The sequence below is a fragment of the Ruegeria sp. YTSC199 genome, from assembly GCF_059609725.1.
The window spans coordinates 162,252-180,856 of the sequence record NZ_JBXWMF010000005.1 but is presented as its reverse complement, the minus strand read 5'-3'; the positions used below and the strand labels follow the sequence as shown (position 1 = coordinate 180,856).

Sequence of the window (18,605 nt, the reverse complement as noted above, 5' to 3'; positions counted from 1 at the left end):
GCCGGGCATCAGGTGCCACGGCCAACCGTGATTGTCCATGAAAAGCTGAATTCTATCTGAATATTTTGCGGTTAATTCAGATCTTCCAGCAAACGACCATGCTGACGGGTGGCTTCGATGACAGCGCCAAAGGTGGTCATGCCGCGTGCATTCAGCATCGGCAGCATCTTGACCAGCGCCTGCGCCGTGGCGACCGCATCCCCCAGTGCCGTGTGGCGCAGCTCGTGCGGGATGGTGATCTCCAGCCTGTCGCACAGGGCATCCAGCGTGTGTTTGTCGCTGGCGCCAAACAGAACGGCGGACAACAGAACCGTGTCCAGAATGGGGTGATCCCATTCGACATCCATGTGTTTGGCGTGACGTCGCAGAAACGCCATGTCAAAGGGTGCGTTATGCGCCACGATCACGGCATCTCGCGCGAACTGGTGAAAGGTGCGACCGGCCTCGGCAATGTCCGGCGCGCCTTCGACCATGCGGTCGCTGACCTTGTGAACCTTGGTCGAGGCTGGCGGGATCGGCATGCCAGGATTGACCAGCATATCCAGTTTCTCACCCGCGACAATCCGGCCGTTCACCACCCGGACCGCTCCGATCTGGACGATCTCGTCCTTGTGCGGCAGCAATCCGGTGGTTTCGGTGTCAAAGACGACAAAGCACAATTCCTGCAGCGCGAGGGTTTCGAATTGTCCTCCTGCTGCGCTGTTGAGCAGGTCGAAATCATAGACCAGCGGCCGCGCGGCTTCGGGCTCGATATTGGCGGCACTTTCGTCAAAGATCAGCAGGTAACCGGGCGCGTCGCCCAGCGGTTTCATCCGGGCGGAATAGGTCTGCGCGCCGTCAATGCTGGTCAGGGTGCATGCGACCTCGAGCCCGGTTTTAGACAGTTTTTCATAGGCTTCCTGCAGAGGCACTGGCTGCAGGTATTCGAACAACGAGGCGTTCAGACGGGGATGCGCAATCTGGGCCAGAACCCCGGCGGCCTGACCGTCATAGAGAACGATCTTATGGGTGGGGCTGGCCAGCACCATTGCAACGGGGATCTCGGTCAGCAACGCAGTTAGCCGTTGTTTTTCGGCTGACAGATGCGCGGTTTCCGCAGCCACAGCTTCGGCGACATCCATAGTCTTGCCCGACAATTGATCCGCCAACCCGGCTGCAGCGGGGGCCAGATCTCCCAGATAGCGCGCAGCCTGCATATCGACATCTGTACTGACCCCAGCATGGGCGCGGGCGCGCAGTTGGGCTGACAACCTCTCGATCGGTTTGGCGACGTTGTCGTCAAACAGCAGCCATACCCCGACTATCAAACCGACAATACCGAAGGCGATGAGGATTTCGGCAAAGATGAAAGCGCTCGCAAGAGCCGGATCCGCAGCGCGCTTGTAGCTGATCCACAGCGCCAGAGAACTGACCACAACGCCTCCCAGGGCAAGCAGGCAGAAGAACAGAAAAATGCGAATGCGCAGGCTCAACCGAGTCAGCATTTTACACTCCGCAGGTTGCCTCAACTATTGGGTCACCGTCGCCGACACTCAGCCAATCGACGTTTTGTAAATGGCCATCATCACCGAATTCGACACCATCGGCCAGACTGGCGCGGCTGTTGGCGTCGCAATTAACGGCCACCGGCAGTTTGGAAATCGGAGCCCAGCGGCCAAAAAAATACATATCCACCAGCCGTTGTTGAGGAACCTGTTCGTTGGTGCGAACCGAGACCGTGTCGATAGCAGCGAACCGATCAACAAAGGGTACCGCATAGGTCCACGGGCGATAGAAGGCCCGGCTTTCGACCTCCTGCACGATCTTCATGCCGTCTGGCAGTGTATCAACAGTGCGATCATACCAGGAGTATTCACTGGCGATGGTCACGCCGATCATGCCCAAACCTGCGGCAACCGGAGCCGCCCAGCGGGGCAGGCGGCCGCCCGTCAACTTGTTCACTACCATCACCACACCTGCGAAGGCGAAGCCTGCAAAGATGGTACCGATCAGTTCCAGAAACATGTGTCTCTCCGAATTTCAGACGCTTGCGTCCGTTTAGTGTTTTTCTGGTTTAGCCCAGCATACCCTTGCCATGACCCACCGCAGATTGCATCGTTTTTACGACGACGAAGGCGTCGCGCAGATGGCTCCGCTCGAAATCCGACAAGGCGGATGGTGGAAGATAATTGTCGGGCTTTTCACCGGATTTGATTAACCTCAACTGATGTTCCAGCCGCGCTTCGGCAATCAGGTCATAAGCGTCAAGAATGTCCCGCGCGCCTGCGGGGCTTAGCACTTCGGCGGCTTCGGCGGCCTTCAGGCGGGCACGGGTGTTGGCTTCGGTCAATTGGCCCTGCAGGCTGTAGACCCGGGCGAGATCGACTACTGGAACTACGCCGTTGTGCTTCAGGTCCAACGTGTTGCGATGCTCGCCCGAGCGGATGGTGGCGAACCCGCGCAGCAGGCCAAGAGGCGGGGTGTGTTTCAGCGAGTTCGAGATCATGTGCGCCACGAAGATCGAATTCGAATTGGCTGCGGCCAGCGTGTCGGCCTGAAGATCGGTAAACAGATCGAACGCGCCTCCGATCGGGCGCAGATCGAACATGACCGATGCCAGCATCTGCGCTTCGGGGTCCGGTTTCGCGATCCAGCCCTTGAAATAGTCGCGCCAGACACGCACCGGCTGACACCAACGCGGATTGGTCGCCATCATGTCTCCGGGGCAATAGAAATACCCGCAGGTATCCAGCCCGTCTGAGACGAATTTCGCAAGTTCCGCAAAATAGGGCATGTTGGCCTCGGTCACGCTGTCATCCAGCATCAGGCAATTGTCCTGATCCGATACGCCTGTTTGCTCCTGCCGTCCTTGCGAGCCGCAGGCCAGCCACAGATAGGGCACTGGCGCCGGTCCCAGCTTTTTTTCAGCCAATGCCAACAGTCGGCGTGTTGCGGTGTCGGCGATGTCGGTGATCAGACGGGTGACGATTTCGTGCCGGTTGCCCGCGGCAACCAGTTGCATCAGCAATTGCGGGATTTCGACCGTGACCTGGGCCATTTCATCCGCCGAATTGGCAAGGGCGATCTGACGAACCAGTTCGGCCGAGCTGACGGCTTGATAGTGCGTCAGGTCGGTCTGTGTCACGATACCGACCAGCTTGCCACCCTCGGCGATCGGGATGTGACCGATTCCGCGCTCCATCATCACATGCAACACATCCGAGCCGATATCGGTGGGCGCCAATGTAATCGGATCAACCGTCATGATCGCCGAAACCGGAGTAGTGTCGGGCATGGCGTCCGCCACGTATTTGCCCGAGATGTCGCGTAGCGTGGCGATGCCCAGCAACGAGTCGCCCTCGGTCACGCACAGAGATGAAATGTGGCGATCACGCATCAGCCGCGCCGCCTCCTGAACCGGCATGGCCGCGGGACAGGTGGCCGGATTGCGGGCCATCAGGACATCAATCGAACTGGTTGCCAGGCTTTGCGGGCCAGAACGCTCGCCGCGTGTCCGGTCAAAGAACTTGGCGACGAAATCATGATTGTCGATCAGTTGGCGTACCACTGCCGCAGGCAGAATAAACACTACCGACGGCGTATCTGCGTGCGCGTGAGTTGCTGCTTTGCCGTCTTTCAACAAGCCGCGCTCGCCAAAAGAATTTCTGAGCCCGAGATGAGAGACAACAGCGCCGTTCTCATCTGTGATCTCGACCTGACCTTCGTAGATCAGGAATACACCGGGCAGGGTATGGCCCAGCGTGTACACGGGAGAGCCTTCGTCAACCTCTCGCACCTCGATCTGCTTGGCCAGATCGTCCAGTGCGTCGGAGGGAAGGGCGTCATAAGGATGTACGGATTTCAGAAACCGGGTGATCTGGTCGTGAGAGAGAGGCATCAAAAAATCCTGGGCGTCTGGTTGAAAAATCCCGCCCGGTGGTGTGCCGGACGGGAGTAGTAGATCGAAAAACGCGGCACATGGAAGTTAACCATATGCCGCATCATGCTCATTTATTCTGAGCTGCGCCCGCGCCACGGGGTATGCGAACGCTTTCGACCAATTCCACGATCTCTGGCGGAGTCTCTTTGGTCATACCGGCGACGACGTACGCAACGCCGAAGTTGATCATCGCACCGATGGCGCCGAACGAGGTCGACTTGATCGGACCCAGAAGCGGATCAGCATCGGTGAACGAGTTGGTGCCCGGAATGAACAGCCAGCCCTTGTGCAGGAAGATGTAGACCAAGGTTACGGTCAGACCAGCCAGCATACCTGCGACCGCACCGGTGTTGTTGATGCGGGTCGAGAAGATCCCCATCATCAGCGCCGGGAAGATCGAGGCAGCCGCCAGACCGAAGGCCAAGGCCACCGTCTGCGCCGCAAAACCCGGAGGGTTGAGACCCAAATAGGTTGCGACAACGATAGCTACAGCCATTGCGATACGCGCCGCCAACAGCTCACCCTTTTCAGAGATCTGCGGGTTGATCGCACCTTTGACAAGGTCGTGGGACACAGCCGACGAAATCGCCAGCAACAGGCCCGCAGCGGTCGACAGGGCAGCCGCAAGACCGCCAGCAGCGACCAAACCGATCACCCAACCCGGCAGGTTGGCAATCTCGGGGTTGGCCAGAACCAGGATATCACGGTTGAACTTGGTCAACTCGTTTCCAACCCAGCCCTTTTCTTCCGCGATGGCGGTCATGGCTTCGGACTTGTCGTTGTAGTACTGGATTTTGCCGTCGCCGTTCTTGTCTTCCCAATCCAGCAGACCGGTTTTTTGCCATGTGGCCATCCAGTCATAGCGCGGATCATTGTCGATATCCTCGACCGATACAGCACCACCTTCGATGCCGCCATTGGGCCACATCATGTCACTGATGTTCAGACGCGCCATGGCACCAACCGCAGGGGCGGTAAGGTACAGCAGCGCAATGAAGACCAGTGCCCAGCCAGCCGACCAGCGTGCGTCAGATACTTTGGGAACGGTGAAGAAGCGCATGATGACGTGCGGCAGACCCGCAGTACCGATCATCAACGACAGGGTGAACAGCACCATGTTCAGCGTGTTCGAGTGGTGGGTTGTGTACTCATTGAAGCCCAGTTCGGTCACGATGGCGTCCAGCTTGGTCAGCAGGGGTTCACCGCTGGCGGTGTCACCAAACAGACCCAGTGCAGGAACCGGCGTGCCGGTCAGTTGCAACGAGATGAAGATCGCCGGGATGGTGTAGGCGGTGATCAGCACACAGTACTGAGCGACCTGAGTGTAGGTCACGCCCTTCATCCCGCCAAACACTGCGTAGGCAAACACAACAGCGGCGCCGATTAGAAGACCCGAGGTGTTGGACACTTCGAGGAAGCGGCCAAAGGCCACGCCAACGCCGGTCATCTGACCAATAACATAAGTCACCGAGGCAACGATCAGACAGATCACAGCGACGATACGCGCAGTCTGACTGTAGAAGCGATCGCCGATGAATTCCGACACGGTGTATTTGCCGAACTTACGCAGATAAGGCGCAAGCAGCAGGGCCAGCAGCACATAGCCACCGGTCCAACCCATCAGGAAGGTTGAGTTGTCATAGCCGGTAAAGGCAATCAGGCCCGCCATCGAGATGAACGAGGCCGCAGACATCCAGTCTGCCGCTGTCGCCATACCGTTGGTGACCGGGTGAATGCCGCGTCCGGCGGCGTAGAATTCCGATGTGGAACCCGCGCGGGCCCAGATCGCGATGCCGATGTATAGCGCGAATGAAGCGCCAACAAACAGCAGGTTGATGGTAAACTGATCCATTATCCCCGCTCTCCCTTATTCTTCGTCCACGCCGTATTCGGCGTCTAGCTTGTTCATGCGCCAGGCGTAGTTGAAGATCAGCACAAGAAAGACCAGGATCGATCCTTGCTGAGCGAACCAAAAGCCCAGATCGGTTCCGCCGACGGCGATGCCCGACAGCAACGGACGCAGCAGAATGCCGAATCCAAACGACACCAGCGCCCAGATCGCGAGGCTGATGTAGATGAGGCGCAGGTTGGCCTGCCAATAGCCCTTATCGGCTTCGGCAGTCTGCGCGGAGTTTGTTGAATGATCCGCCATTGCGGGTTCCTCCTTCGCTTCCTCGTTGGGCGGCCCGTCACCCAACTCCTCCAGTGCGCCGGGCCGCTTCTCGATTGTGCCGAACACCGGACTGGCGTCAGGCAAAACTTCTCCGGTCCGCCAAGGCGGTTCCTTTGAAGTATCCTTCTGTAGGATCAAAGCCCCGGGGGCTTATCTCCTCCCCTTAATTCATGACCTCGCTCACGAGCCCTTGCAGGTCGTTCGCGATGTCATCGATCTGACCCATAGCGTCGATGCCTTTCAGCACACCCTGAGCCTGATAGTATTCGATCAGCGGTGCCGTCTGCGCGTGATACGCAGCAAGGCGGGACGCAACGGTTTCAGCGTTGTCGTCAGCGCGGCGCTTGAATTCGATGTGGCCACACTTGTCGCACTTGCCCTTTTCGGCAGGCTGCTTGAACTGATCGTGATATCCTTCGCCGCAGCCGGCGCAGGTGTAGCGGCCCGAGATGCGGATCACCATTTCGGCGTCCTGAACCTCGAGGCTGATCGCGGCACTGATCTTTTGATCAGCGGATGCCAGCAGGCCATCCAGCGCCTCGGCCTGAACCGTGGTGCGGGGGAAGCCGTCCAGAATGACGCCCTTGGCGCAATCCGGTTGGGCCATGCGGTCTCGCAGGATGGCGATGACGATTTCATCGCTGACCAGATCACCGGCCTCCATGACGGCCTTGGCGGCAAGACCGGCCTCGGTACCGGCAGCAACTGCTTCGCGCAGCAGATCACCGGTGCTGAGCTGAACCAGCCCGAATTGGTCTTCCAGCATACGCGCTTGCGTACCCTTCCCGGCACCCGGAGGACCGAGAAGGATCAGAACGGCGGGGGTAGTGGTAGCGGCAGCGTCCATCACATCCTCACTTGTTCGCGCGGTTTTTGATCAGGTCATCGACCACCGACGGATCGGCCAGGGTCGAGGTGTCACCCAGCGAGCCAAAGTCGTTCTCGGCTATCTTGCGCAGGATACGGCGCATGATTTTGCCCGAACGGGTCTTGGGCAGGCCCGGGGCCCACTGAATTACATCCGGTGAAGCGATCGGACCAATCTCGGTCCGGACCCAAGTGCGCAGCTCTTTCAGCAGCTCATCCGAAGGCTCACGGTCATTCATCAAAGTGACATAGCAATAGATGCCTTGCCCTTTGATTTCATGGGGATAGCCAACCACGGCGGCCTCAGCGACGGCGGCGTGCGCCACCAGTGCGCTTTCGACCTCGGCAGTGCCCATACGGTGACCCGAAACGTTGATCACGTCATCAACGCGGCCGGTGATCCAGTAATCGCCATCTTCGTCACGGCGGCAGCCGTCACCAGTGAAGTAGTAGCCTTTGTAATCCGAGAAATAGGTCTTCTCGAACCGCTCATGGTCGCCCCAGACGGTGCGCATCTGGCCGGGCCAACTGTTCTTGATGCACAGAACGCCCTCGACACCGTTGCCGCTGATCTCGACACCGGATTGCGGGTCCAGAACTACCGGCTGAATGCCAAAGAAGGGCTTCATCGCGGCACCGGGTTTCATCGCGTGTGCACCGGGCAGGGGAGTCATCAGGTGACCACCGGTTTCTGTTTGCCACCAGGTGTCAACGATCGGGCATTTGCCTTTGCCGATGACTTCATTGTACCAGTTCCAGGCTTCAGGGTTGATCGGCTCACCGACGGTACCAAGCAGACGCAGGTCGCTCAGGTCGTGCTTTTCAACGAACTCGTTGCCTTGGCCCATCAGGGCGCGGATGGCCGTCGGAGCTGTATAGAACTGGTTGACCTTGTGCTTGGCGCAGACTTCCCAAAAACGACCCGCATCCGGGTAGGTCGGGACGCCCTCGAACATGACAGAAGTCGCACCATTGGCCAGCGGGCCATAGACGATATAGCTGTGACCGGTGACCCAGCCCACATCCGCAGTACACCAGTACACGTCACCTTCATGGTAGTCGAACGTGATCTCGTGGGTCAGCGCGGCATAAACCAGATATCCGCCAGTGGAGTGAACAACGCCTTTCGGCTGACCGGTCGAACCCGAAGTATAGAGGATGAACAGGGGATCTTCGGCGTTCATCTCGGCGGGTGCGCAATAGTCATCCGCTTCCAGCGCCATTTCGTTATAGTCGTAGTCGCGACCGGATACCCAGGTAGTTTGACCGCCCGTCCGCTTGACGACCAGACATTTCACCGTGTCCTTGCAGTGCAGCAGCGCGGCATCGGCGTTCGATTTCAGCGGTGTTTTACGACCGCCACGCGGCGCTTCATCGGCGGTGATGATAACTTTGGCATTGCTTCCATTAACACGTGCAGCCAGAGCGTCAGGAGAGAAACCAGCGAACACGATCGAGTGGATCGCACCAATGCGGGCGCAGGCCAGCATCGCATAAGCTGCTTCGGGGATCATCGGCAGGTAGATGACGACACGATCGCCTTTGCGCACGCCCATCGATTCCAGGATGTTGGCCATGCGGCAAGTGCGGCGGTGAAGTTCCGCATAAGTGATGTGCTGCGCCGGCTCAGACGGGTCGTCCGGCTCCCAGATGATGGCGGTCTTATCGCCGCGTGTTTTCAGGTGACGGTCCAGACAGTTGGCGGAAACGTTAAGCGTGCCGTCAGAATACCAGTTGATGTTGACCGAGCCGAAGTCATAGCTGACATCCTTGACCTGTGTGAACGGCTTGATCCAGTCGATCCGCTTGCCTTGTTCACCCCAGAACGCGACGGGATCTTCGATCGAGGCCTTGTACATCTCGTTGTACTTGTCGGCATCGACATGCGCGCGCGCAACGGTCTCGGCGGACGGCGGAAAAACGTTGGCATCTGCCTGGGCAGCGGTTGTCATTCTGAGGCTCCTCCCTCTGGACTGAAAATTCTGGACCAATACTTGCCCGTCGTACGAGCACTGTCGATCCGCTTCCTCCCCGACACGGATAATACGGAGAACTGAAAACAATGAAATAAATTACCGAAATCTCAGCATTTGTTTGTAAAGAAATTTTACCAATCTGGATAAATCAGTAAACAAAATTTATATCAGTACAAAAAATAAAATAAAAACAAATAAATATCTGTAACGAAATTTGTCTGCGTCTTGGTGAGGTGGTTTCGGGTTTTTCCGCGCATTCGATTCACCTTTTGGTTGTTAGCGCTGACGCGCACTGCTGCGACGGCCCGACCGGGGTTGGCACATTTCGATGTTGGCGCTAGCTTGAATCTCAAGCGCTTGCACAAGAAGCGCAGCAAAGGGAGAACTCATGATGAAAAAGATATTGAGCGGCGCTGCCGTCGCCGCCTTGGGTGTTGCATTCGTTTCAGAGGCCGCAGCAACCGAATGGAATGCGTCTGTCTGGGGCAAGCGGCGCGCCTTTACCGAACATGTTGAAAAACTTGCTGAACTGGTCAGTGAAAAGACCGGTGGTGAATTCACCATCAATGTCAGCTATGGCGGTCTGTCCAAGCCCAAGGAAAACTTGGACGGGATTGAGATCGGCGCCTTCGAGATGGCCCAGTTCTGTGCTGGTTATCACCGCGACAAAAACCGCGCCATCACCGTGCTGGAACTGCCGTTTCTGGGTGTAAACACACTGGACGAAGAGGTGGCTGTCAGTCACGCCGTGTATGATCACCCGGCGGTCAAGGATGAGATGGCGCAGTGGAACGCGCGTATTATCATGACCTCACCCATGCCGCAGTATAATCTGGTCGGCACCGGCGATCCGCGCGATGAACTGGCCGATTTCGACGGGATGCGCGTGCGCGCCACGGGCGGTCTGGGTCAGGCGTTCGAAGCGGTCGGAGGTGTGCCCACCTCGGTGCCTGCAACCGAAGCCTTCAACGCGATGGAGTCTGGTGTTGTCGATACGGTCGCCTTTGCGCAGCACGCCCACCTGTCCTTTGGCACCATTAACGAGGCCGACTGGTGGACCGCCAACCTGAACCCCGGCACCGTCAACTGCCCGGTTGTGGTAAACATCGAAGCCTACGAGGCGCTACCCGCCGAACACCGCGAGGCGCTGAACAGCTCGATCAGCGAGGCAATTGATCACTACCTCGCTAATTACGGTGGCCTGTTAGAGAAATGGGACAGCGTTCTGGATGAAAAGGGTGTCCAGAAAGTTGAAATCGACGACGCCGTGATCGAAGAGTTCCGCACCAAGGCCGCTGATCCGATCCGCGAACAATGGATTGCGGACATGTCCGCTCAGGGGCTTCCGGCACAGGATCTCTATGATCTGGTTCAGACAACGCTGAAGCAGCAGCGCGGCGGCAACTGATTGCCCAATCCGGGTGCCTGATCGGGCACCCGGACACCAATCAAAATACAGGGGATCACCGGAATGGCAGGACAGGCCACGGTGCTTGAGGACGGCAGCCATCTCAGTCGGCTGGACCGCTATCTATTACAGTTAGAGCAGTTTCTGGCGCTGATCAGCGGGCTCGCCGTGTTCGGACTTATGGTGTTGGCTGTGGTCTCGGTCAGTGGGCGCAATGCGATCAACGCGCCGTTGCCGGGTTATGTGGACTGGATCGAGCAGGCCATGCCCCTAATCGCCTTTTTGGGTATTTCCTATGTGCAGCGCGAAGGCGGCCACATCCGGATGGACATTGTCATCTCACGCCTGCATGGCCGGGCGTTGTGGCTGTTCGAGCTGATCTCGGTGATCCTCATCCTTGTTCTGATGCTGGCGCTGGTTTGGGGCAGTTGGTCCCATTTCGACCGCTCTTTCGACTTTGGTGCTCCGATGTGGAGCCGCGACAGTTCGATAGACATTGGTATCCCGCTCTGGCCCGCCAAGCTACTGGCGCCAGTGGCCTTTTCGGTCCTGTGTGCACGGTTGGTGCTACAGGTTTGGGGATATGGGCGCGCCTTTGTGTTGGGTCTTGAGCACCCTGTGGCAGTGCCGCTGATCCAAGATGCGGCGGCGCAGGCTGCTGCTGAAGCCGAGCAATTCGAGGGGCAGGACTAGCGTATGGACACGATAGACATTGGCCTGTGGGTCACTGGTGGCCTGCTGCTATTGGTTGTCACAGGAATGCGTGTAGCCTTTGCGGCGGGGCTTGCCGGGTTGGTCGGCCTGGTCTGGATTTTTTGGGCCAAATTCGGATACGACCCCGATCGCTTTGGCAAGGCGCTGACGGTCGCGGTCAAAACCGCCGGGCAGGTGCCGCATTCCAAAATAGCCGCCCATACGCTCAGTCTGATCCCAACCTTCATCCTGATCGGTTATCTGGCCTACTACGCGGGCCTTACCCGCGCGCTGTTCGAAGCCGCCAAACGTTGGGTTGCTTGGGTGCCGGGCGGGCTGGCGGTCTCGACCGTGTTTGCGACCGCCGGGTTCGCCGCGGTATCGGGTGCGTCGGTCGCCACCTCGGCCGTCTTCGCCCGGATCGCCATCCCCGAGATGCTGAAGGTCGGTTACAACAAGCAATTCGCCGCCGGAGTCGTTGCCGCCGGGGGTACGCTGGCGTCGTTGATTCCGCCATCGGCCATCTTGGTGATCTACGCCATCATCGTTGAGCAGGACGTGGGCAAGCTGTTGCTGGCCGGTTTCATTCCAGGGGCGTTCTCGGCCGTGATCTACGGGCTTTTGATCGTCGGCATTGCTGTGTTCTTCAAAAATGTCGGGCCCCCTGTCACGGGCTTCACGTGGAAACAACGCTTTGCGTCCTTGCCCGGGGCCTTCCCGATCGTGGCCGTGATCCTGATCATCATCTGCTTTGTCTACAACCCGTTCGGTGAACAGGCCTGGGGCACCCCGACCGAAGGCGGCGCCATAGGAGCCTTCATCGTCTTCTGCTTTGCCCTGTTTCACGGAATGCGGTGGACCGAGTTGAAATCCGCGCTTCTGGAAACCGCCAAGTTGACAGCCATGATCTTCACGATCATCTGGGGTGTGCTGATCTATGTGCGCTTTCTGGGATTTGCCGACCTACCAGGGGTGTTTTCGGATTGGATCACCTCGTTGGAAATGTCACCGATGCTGATCCTGATCTGCATCCTACTGGCCTATGCGGTGCTGGGTATGTTCATGGACGCCATCGGTATGCTGCTGCTGACTTTGCCGGTAGTCTACCCGGCGGTGATGGCCCTGAACGGCGGCGAGGCGGTCAGCGCAGCGGACAGTACCTTTGGCATGTCCGGCCAGATGTGCGCCATCTGGTTCGGAATACTGGTAGTCAAAATGGCCGAGTTCTGCCTGATCACGCCGCCCATCGGCCTGAACTGTTTCGTTGTCGCGGGTGTGCGCCCGGACCTGAGCGTTCAGGATGTGTTCAAAGGCGTCACGCCGTTCTTCATCGCAGACGGTGTGACCATCGCGCTGCTTGTGGCGTTCCCAAGCATTGTTCTCTACCTGCCATCTCTGGCCGGATAAAAATACGCCCGGTTGGTAACCGGGGGCGAGGTACTGCCATTTGCGGATTCTTCAGCGTGCCCGCATGAGCATCCCAAATAAATCGCGTGGGTCATCAGGGTCGGCCAGCATATCCAAAGGTTCAAAGAAGTCAGTGTCTTCGATGGCTGATTTGATGTACCGCAGAGCCGAAAAATCCTCGATCGCAAAGCCTACACTGTCAAACAGGGTGATCTGACGATCGTCGCGGCGACCCTCGACCTGTCCGGTCATGACCTGCCAAATCTCTGTCACCGGATGTTCGTCCTCCAGCGCCTGAATCTCGCCTTCGATCCGCGTTTGCTCGGGGTATTCAACAAAGATGTCCGAGCGCAGAAGGATATCGCGATGCAGCTCCGTTTTGCCGGGGCAGTCACCGCCGATGGCGTTGATGTGTACACCGGGGCCGACCATGTTGTCGGTCAGGATCGTGGCATATTTTTTGTCAGCCGTGCAGGTGGTGATGATATGCGCGCCCTCGATAGCCTCTTCGGGGGTAGCACAGGGCACGACGGTCAGGCCTTTGCCCTGCAAGTTAGCGGCACATTTACTGGTTGCGTTGCTGTCGGTGTCATACAAACGCACGGTGGTGATCCCGCACATCGCCTTGAAGGCCAGACACTGGAACTCCGACTGGGCACCGTTGCCAATCATCGCCATGACGGTTGAGGACTTCGGTGCCAGATAGCTGCCGACCAATGCCGAAGTTGCCGCTGTTCGCAGCGCGGTCAGCATCGTCATCTCGGTCAGCAGGGTAGGATAGCCGGTGTAAACATCCGCTAACAGGCCAAAGGCCGTCACGGTCTGCAGCCCCTCTGAGGTGTTCTTCGGATGGCCGTTGACGTATTTGAAGCCGTAAGCCTCCCCGTCCGAAGTGGGCATCAACTCAATTACGCCATGCGGCGAGTGGGCTGGGATGCGCGGGGTTTTATCAAAGCTCTCCCAGCGTTTGAAGTCGGATTCGATCTGCGCTGCGATCTGCGTGATCATCTGCTCGACCCCGACGTGATGCACCAGACGCATCATGTTGTCGACGGATACGAATGGCACAAGCGCCTTGTCTGAAGGTTGCATTGGGGTCTCCTATCGGCGGGACAAGTGGATGCCTGCAATCATGCAGCGCACGGATCCACCGGCAGTTTCAATTGTCGGAACTGAGAGCGGCAGCGGCGTAGCGCTGGCCTCGATTACGGCGATTTGTTCAGGGGTGAGCGCGGCAAGCGCGCGGCTGGACAGGGCCAGCACCAGGCCGTCACGACCGCTGAGTTCGATTGCATTGCCCGCAAACTCGGCGATCTGATCATGGGTCAGATCAATAACCGCGCGACCGGATTCTTCCAGCCGGGCTTTCACAGTCGCGCGCCGCTCGGGGTCTGTGATCATGTCCAGACAGATTAGCGCGTAGTTGGTGCCAATGCCCATCAGTACGTTGGTGTGATAGACGTCGCGCCCCATTGCGTCCTTTGCCTCGAACACGATGGGTTCATAGTTGAAATGGGTGCAGAACCGTTCCAGCAACACGGGATCGGCGCGGTTGGATTTGACCGTATAAGCCACGCGACCGATGTGATCCAGAACCATCGCGCCGGTGCCTTCCAGCGCCAGCTTGTCTTGCTCCAGACCGGAATAGTCGATCACGTCCTGAACGCGGTATTCCTGTTTTAAGACTTCGATGACGTCCGTTCGGCGTTCCCGTCTGCGCGACGGAACGTACATCGGATAGATCGCAACATGCCCGCCGGGATGGGTCGAGAACCAGTTGTTCGGGAAAACGCTGTCGGGTGTGTCATGATCGCCGAGATCGTCGAAGACGTGAACCCTCACGCCGGCATCACGCAACTGAGCGACCGCTTTGTCATGTTCCGCGCGTGCCGCGGTTGAGGGTTCGGTCGAACGCGTGGCGAGTGTCTGGAACGCGTTGTCACCCTGCGTCTTGGGGTTCGAGGTAAACGCATGGGGCCGGATCATCACAACGGCTGAAGGGGCTTGCAGGGACTGCATTAGAAACTCCGGGTTGGGCGGTCAAAGATGCGGCGCCCCAACAGTGAGGCGGCCAGATCGACCATCAGTTTTGCGGTACGGCCGCGTTCGTCGAGGAACGGGTTCAACTCGACCAGATCCAGCGAACAGACGAGGCCGCTTTCGTGCAGCAGTTCCATCACCAGATGCGCCTCGCGCTCAGTTGCGCCGCCAGGGACGGTGGTGCCGACGGCGGGGGCGATGGAAGGATCGAGGAAATCGACATCCAGCGACACGTGCAGGATGCCATTGGCAGCCCGAACCCGATCCAGGAAGGCTATTAGAGGCGCTTTTATCCCGTGCTCGTCAATGCTGCGCATATCGGCCAGCATGGCATGGTCCTGTTCAAGCCGGGCGCGTTCGGCCGGGTCGACCGAGCGCAGGCCGATCATGCCAACACGGTCAGTCGGAACATGACCTCGCAAGGGCGGAAAGGCGTCAAAGCCGGACTGGCCGGTGAAATAGGCGACCGGAGTGCCGTGCAGATTGCCGCTGCCGGTACTGTCGGGGGTATGAAAGTCGCTATGGGCGTCCAGCCAGAGCACGAACAGGGGGCGTCCGATCTGCTGGGCATGGGCGGCTATCCCGGCAACGGTTCCCATCGACAGCGCGTGGTCACCACCCATGAATATCGGCAGACCGTTGGGGGCGGTTTCCTGCGCCGTACGGCTTAGCGCGTTGGTCCAGCCAATGACTTCGGGCAGGGCGAACAGGTGCAAGTCTTCGGGCACATCCGTATCGTCCGGTGAGATATCACCGATATCCGATACTTGGTGACCCAGATCGGCCAAAGCCTGATCCAGACCGGCCACCCGATAGGCGTCAGGCCCCATGCGGCAGCCCTGACGGCGCTTGCCAGCGTCCATCGGAACGCCGACCAATATAACGTGTTTGTTGTCCATATGTTTGTTTAAGTCAGCAAGGCGGGTTGCGAAAAGAGGACAAAATGTTCAAAATGAAACGTCAAATGACAAAATGAGAAATATCTATGGACGATTTGGATAGTAGGCTGCTCAACGCGTTACACCGGGACGCGCGCGCCTCGCTGTCTGAACTGGCCGAGACGCTGGGCGTCACCCGGACGACTGTCCGCAGCCGCCTGCAACGTCTGAAGCAATCCGGTGAGATCGTGGGCTTTACCGTCCTGACCCGGCAGGACATTGCGGAAAGCCCGGTGCGAGGGTTGATGATGCTGGAGATCGAAGGGCGTGGGACCGAACGGACGATGGCCCGCATCGCCGCCCTACGTCAGGTCCGCGCCGTGCATACGACCAATGGCAGTTGGGATCTGATCGCCGAAATTGGAACCGAAACGCTAGCCGAATTGGATGAGGTTCTGTTTCAGATCCGGAGGATGGAAGGGATCACCAAGTCCGAGACCAATCTGTTGCTGTCCACGCGCAAGGGTCGCGTCTGATCCACCCATAGTGCTTTGAGGTTCAAGGAAAATGTGCAAGAGTTTCCTCGCGCGGCCAACCCGCGCGCGGGATCATTGCAGAACCTCAGAGCAGGGGAAAACCATGCAAGAGACAGGCAAAGAACTCCGGGCTGTACGCTGGGCTGAGCGGATTACTGGGTTTCTCGAGAAACCACTGGTTAGGATTGCGGTGCCAATCCTGGTCACCCTGATCGCGCTGGTGGTGCTGCACGAGTTGTCTCATCATGTGAAGTGGGGGGACGTGCAGACAGATGTGGCGAACACCTCGTGGAAGCTGCTGTTCGTTGCCTTCTGCTGGACATGTTTCAGCTTTCTGTCACTGTCCATGTATGACGTGCTGGCCGTGCAGAGTGTGGCGGACGGAGAAGTGCCCTTGCCAGTTGCAGGCTTGGCTGGGGCCAGCGGTTATGCCGTATCCAACTGTCTTGGGTTTTCCTACATTACCGGGACGGCCATCCGGTATCGCATCTATGCCTCGCTTGGGCTGGACCTGAGCCGTGTTGCCGGCGTCATAGCCACCTCGTGGATCGCGTTCTGGTCAGGGTTGGTTTTGTTGCTGGGTATCCTTCTGACCTTGCATCCCGACGGGATTTCCAACGTTTTGCCGATCAGTGACACCATTGAAACCGTGATTGGTCTGTGCCTGCTGACGGCGGTCGTTGTCCTGTTCCTCTGGCTCGCAAAGGGGGGGCGCAGGCTGGCGTATGGCGGGCTTGGGTTCAACTTGCCCGGTGGCAAGCTGGCCGGTTTGCTGACATTGGCTGCGATCGGAGACCTGTTTGGTGCCTCGATGGTGCTTTATACGCTGATGCCCGATGATATTGGGGTCGGATATCCCTATTTCTTCACGATCTATATCGGGGCGATTGCCGTTGGCATCGTCAGCCACGCACCGGGCGGAATCGGCGCGTTTGAGGCAACGCTGATCGCCGGGCTGGGGGCTTCGGGCCGGTCTGACGTGATCGCGGCCTTGCTGCTCTATCGGTTGGTCTACACCTTCCTACCCTTCGCCATTGCCAGCCTGTCAATCGCTGTCGCCTCGGCGTTGACGCATCGCCACCACATCAGCGGAGCGGCAACTTGGGTCTATCGTGCAATCCGGCCGATTGTTCCGATGGTGGCCGCGGGCGTAACCGCGGTGGCGGGAATCATCCTGCTGGTTTCGGGCGCTTTGCCGTCCAGCACGCAGAACCTCGGCGCGTTGCGGGACTTCCTGCCACTGTCGTTTGTCGAAGCCTCCCATCTGGCAGGCAGCGCGGTTGGTGTGCTGCTGATACTTGTTTCGCGCGGGCTGTTCCGCAAGCTCTATCGCGCGTGGATCGTGGCGATGTTGCTGATGGTGGCCGGGTTTGTGGCTTCACTGACCAAAGGGCTGGATACGCATGAGGCGATCGGCATGTTGGCCTCGATCGCCGTGTTGGCGACCTTCCGCGGGGCGTTTTACCGCGTCAGTGGCGCCTCGATCTTTCGTCTGAACATCCCGTGGTTGGTCAGTGTCATCGCTTTGCTGGCCGTCATTTTCTGGATCGGTCTGTTCGCCTATTCCCACGTCGAATACCAGAACGCACTGTGGTGGGAGTTTGCATGGAACGGCGACGCCTCGCGCTTTCTTCGGTCCAGTCTCGTGGTGGCGGTCATTCTAGGGGTGGTGGCGGTGAATTCGTTGTTCGGGCGGGAAATTCCCCAGTTGAAGCGCACCGAAATACCGCCAGCCGTTGAAAGACTTGCACTGGAGAGCGAAGATACCGAGGCACAGATTTCTCTGACCGGGGACAAACAGTTCCTGATCGCACCGGATGAAAGCGCATTTCTGGCTTATGCCGATACCGGCAACGCGCTGATCACCAAGGGCGAGCCGGTTGGCGATGAAAAAGCCGGCCAGCAACTGGTCTGGCAACTGCGCGAAATGGCGGATCGCGAGGGTAAGCTCTGCGCGTTTTACAGTGTCTCGACCAAGTACCTGCCGACCTTTCTGGACCTTGGCCTGTCGATCTTGAAAATCGGTGAGGTCGCACGGGTGCCGCTGAAAGACTTCTCGCTTGACGGCAAATCCCGTAAGCGGTTCAGGCAGGCCAAGAACCGGGCCGAGCGTGAAGGATATGTGTTTGAGGTCATCCCCAAAGAGCAGTTGGCCCCGGTCTTGCCCGAGCTGCGCAAAATCTCAGATGATTGGCTTGCACAAAAGGCGGGTGAGGAGAAGGGCTTTGCCCTCGGCGGCTTTGATGAAAAATACCTGTCCTATTTTGATCATGCCGTGCTGCGGAATGGCGACACAGGCAAGATCGTTGCCTTCGCCAACCTGTTTCAGGGCGGGCGCAAATCCGAATTGTCGTTGGACCTGATGCGCTATGAACCGGACGGTTCGAACTTCATCATGGATGCACTGTTTGCCGAGATGATGTCCTGGGGGGCGGAGCAGGGGTTCCACTGGTTCTCGCTGGGGGCTGCGCCGTTTTCGGGGATCGAGAACCGGCAGCTGGCGTCATTCTGGAACCGTGTCGGCGGATTCGTTTATGAGCATGGTGAGCAATTCTATCACTTTGAAGGGCTGCGGTCGTTCAAACAGAAATTCGACCCGGAATGGAGCCCGAACTACTTGGCCAGCCCGGGCGGTTTGGCTGCGCCGCGCATTCTTTACGAGGTCAATATCCTGATATCCGGCGGGCTGCGTGGGCTGACGAAGTAGG

The 18,605-nt window shown here is 58.5% G+C and carries 15 protein-coding genes; 5 read left to right on the top strand and 10 right to left on the bottom strand.

Annotation, left to right across the window (positions count from 1 at the left end):
- Positions 1-71: 71 nt before the first annotated feature.
- The 7 genes from AC2FEE_RS06690 to acs all read right to left on the bottom strand — a co-directional run bounded on the left by AC2FEE_RS06690 (position 72) and on the right by acs (position 8,911).
- Positions 72-1,484 carry a 3'-5' exonuclease gene (locus tag AC2FEE_RS06690; RefSeq protein WP_496863919.1) on the bottom strand — a complete coding sequence of 471 codons (1,413 nt, stop codon included), beginning with the start codon at positions 1,482-1,484 and terminating at the stop codon, positions 72-74.
- A gap of 1 nt (position 1,485) precedes the next feature.
- On the bottom strand, positions 1,486-2,004 hold the full coding sequence (locus AC2FEE_RS06685; protein WP_496863918.1) for a hypothetical protein: 519 nt from the start codon (positions 2,002-2,004) through the stop codon (positions 1,486-1,488).
- 49 nt (positions 2,005-2,053) lie between these two features.
- The gene (locus AC2FEE_RS06680; protein ID WP_496863917.1) at positions 2,054-3,877 is read right to left on the bottom strand and encodes a DUF294 nucleotidyltransferase-like domain-containing protein; all 1,824 of its coding nucleotides are present in this window, start codon (positions 3,875-3,877) and stop codon (positions 2,054-2,056) included.
- A 109-nt stretch (positions 3,878-3,986) separates the two neighbouring features.
- Positions 3,987-5,771, bottom strand: coding sequence for a sodium:solute symporter family protein (locus tag AC2FEE_RS06675; protein WP_496863915.1), 1,785 nt, complete (start codon positions 5,769-5,771; stop codon positions 3,987-3,989).
- A gap of 15 nt (positions 5,772-5,786) precedes the next feature.
- Positions 5,787-6,071, bottom strand: coding sequence for a DUF4212 domain-containing protein (locus tag AC2FEE_RS06670; protein WP_480532861.1), 285 nt, complete (start codon positions 6,069-6,071; stop codon positions 5,787-5,789).
- A gap of 184 nt (positions 6,072-6,255) precedes the next feature.
- Complete coding sequence (locus AC2FEE_RS06665) at positions 6,256-6,939, bottom strand: adenylate kinase (protein WP_496863914.1); 684 nt, start codon at positions 6,937-6,939, stop codon at positions 6,256-6,258.
- A 7-nt stretch (positions 6,940-6,946) separates the two neighbouring features.
- A complete protein-coding gene (gene acs, locus AC2FEE_RS06660) occupies positions 6,947-8,911 on the bottom strand; it encodes an acetate--CoA ligase (protein ID WP_496863913.1) in 1,965 nt (654 codons plus the stop codon).
- A gap of 415 nt (positions 8,912-9,326) precedes the next feature.
- On the opposite strand from acs, the gene AC2FEE_RS06655 reads away from it, so the two are divergent.
- The 3 genes from AC2FEE_RS06655 to AC2FEE_RS06645 all read left to right on the top strand — a co-directional run bounded on the left by AC2FEE_RS06655 (position 9,327) and on the right by AC2FEE_RS06645 (position 12,443).
- Complete coding sequence (locus AC2FEE_RS06655; RefSeq protein WP_496863911.1) at positions 9,327-10,343, top strand: C4-dicarboxylate TRAP transporter substrate-binding protein; 1,017 nt, start codon at positions 9,327-9,329, stop codon at positions 10,341-10,343.
- A 63-nt stretch (positions 10,344-10,406) separates the two neighbouring features.
- The gene (locus tag AC2FEE_RS06650) at positions 10,407-11,036 is read left to right on the top strand and encodes a TRAP transporter small permease subunit (RefSeq protein ID WP_496863910.1); all 630 of its coding nucleotides are present in this window, start codon (positions 10,407-10,409) and stop codon (positions 11,034-11,036) included.
- Between the two features lie 3 nt (positions 11,037-11,039).
- Positions 11,040-12,443, top strand: coding sequence for a TRAP transporter large permease (locus AC2FEE_RS06645; RefSeq protein ID WP_496863908.1), 1,404 nt, complete (start codon positions 11,040-11,042; stop codon positions 12,441-12,443).
- A gap of 51 nt (positions 12,444-12,494) precedes the next feature.
- On the opposite strand, the gene ocd is transcribed toward AC2FEE_RS06645, so the two are convergent.
- From ocd to rocF, 3 genes are read right to left on the bottom strand one after another with little or no spacing between them, the layout of a single operon-like run.
- The gene (gene ocd / locus AC2FEE_RS06640; RefSeq protein ID WP_496863906.1) at positions 12,495-13,535 is read right to left on the bottom strand and encodes an ornithine cyclodeaminase; all 1,041 of its coding nucleotides are present in this window, start codon (positions 13,533-13,535) and stop codon (positions 12,495-12,497) included.
- A 9-nt stretch (positions 13,536-13,544) separates the two neighbouring features.
- Positions 13,545-14,462, bottom strand: a complete 918-nt coding sequence (ctlX, locus tag AC2FEE_RS06635; protein WP_496863904.1) for a citrulline utilization hydrolase CtlX — start codon at positions 14,460-14,462, stop codon at positions 13,545-13,547.
- Positions 14,462-15,382 carry an arginase gene (gene rocF / locus AC2FEE_RS06630; protein ID WP_496863902.1) on the bottom strand — a complete coding sequence of 307 codons (921 nt, stop codon included), beginning with the start codon at positions 15,380-15,382 and terminating at the stop codon, positions 14,462-14,464. The genes ctlX and rocF overlap by 1 nt, the downstream gene beginning before the upstream one ends.
- 86 nt (positions 15,383-15,468) lie before the next feature.
- Here rocF and AC2FEE_RS06625 point away from each other — a divergent pair, with 86 nt between their 5' ends.
- Entirely contained in the window at positions 15,469-15,897 is a 429-nt protein-coding gene (locus tag AC2FEE_RS06625; RefSeq protein WP_496863901.1) for an Lrp/AsnC family transcriptional regulator, read from the top strand.
- Positions 15,898-16,000: 103 nt separating this feature from the next.
- Positions 16,001-18,604 carry a bifunctional lysylphosphatidylglycerol flippase/synthetase MprF gene (gene mprF / locus AC2FEE_RS06620; protein WP_496863900.1) on the top strand — a complete coding sequence of 868 codons (2,604 nt, stop codon included), beginning with the start codon at positions 16,001-16,003 and terminating at the stop codon, positions 18,602-18,604.
- Position 18,605 lies beyond the last annotated feature (1 nt).

What these genes read in the sequence shown, in the direction of transcription:
- acs (WP_496863913.1), bottom strand. Translation starts at nt 8,911, where the DNA reads ATGACAACCGCTGCCCAGGCAGATGCCAACGTTTTTCCGCCGTCCGCC.
- AC2FEE_RS06625 (WP_496863901.1), top strand. Translation starts at nt 15,469, where the DNA reads ATGGACGATTTGGATAGTAGGCTGCTCAACGCGTTACACCGGGACGCG.
- AC2FEE_RS06680 (WP_496863917.1), bottom strand. Translation starts at nt 3,877, where the DNA reads ATGCCTCTCTCTCACGACCAGATCACCCGGTTTCTGAAATCCGTACAT.
- AC2FEE_RS06675 (WP_496863915.1), bottom strand. Translation starts at nt 5,771, where the DNA reads ATGGATCAGTTTACCATCAACCTGCTGTTTGTTGGCGCTTCATTCGCG.
- mprF (WP_496863900.1), top strand. Translation starts at nt 16,001, where the DNA reads ATGCAAGAGACAGGCAAAGAACTCCGGGCTGTACGCTGGGCTGAGCGG.
- rocF (WP_496863902.1), bottom strand. Translation starts at nt 15,382, where the DNA reads ATGGACAACAAACACGTTATATTGGTCGGCGTTCCGATGGACGCTGGC.
- AC2FEE_RS06650 (WP_496863910.1), top strand. Translation starts at nt 10,407, where the DNA reads ATGGCAGGACAGGCCACGGTGCTTGAGGACGGCAGCCATCTCAGTCGG.
- AC2FEE_RS06685 (WP_496863918.1), bottom strand. Translation starts at nt 2,004, where the DNA reads ATGTTTCTGGAACTGATCGGTACCATCTTTGCAGGCTTCGCCTTCGCA.
- ocd (WP_496863906.1), bottom strand. Translation starts at nt 13,535, where the DNA reads ATGCAACCTTCAGACAAGGCGCTTGTGCCATTCGTATCCGTCGACAAC.
- ctlX (WP_496863904.1), bottom strand. Translation starts at nt 14,462, where the DNA reads ATGCAGTCCCTGCAAGCCCCTTCAGCCGTTGTGATGATCCGGCCCCAT.
- AC2FEE_RS06655 (WP_496863911.1), top strand. Translation starts at nt 9,327, where the DNA reads ATGAAAAAGATATTGAGCGGCGCTGCCGTCGCCGCCTTGGGTGTTGCA.
- AC2FEE_RS06690 (WP_496863919.1), bottom strand. Translation starts at nt 1,484, where the DNA reads ATGCTGACTCGGTTGAGCCTGCGCATTCGCATTTTTCTGTTCTTCTGC.
- AC2FEE_RS06665 (WP_496863914.1), bottom strand. Translation starts at nt 6,939, where the DNA reads ATGGACGCTGCCGCTACCACTACCCCCGCCGTTCTGATCCTTCTCGGT.
- AC2FEE_RS06645 (WP_496863908.1), top strand. Translation starts at nt 11,040, where the DNA reads ATGGACACGATAGACATTGGCCTGTGGGTCACTGGTGGCCTGCTGCTA.
- AC2FEE_RS06670 (WP_480532861.1), bottom strand. Translation starts at nt 6,071, where the DNA reads ATGGCGGATCATTCAACAAACTCCGCGCAGACTGCCGAAGCCGATAAG.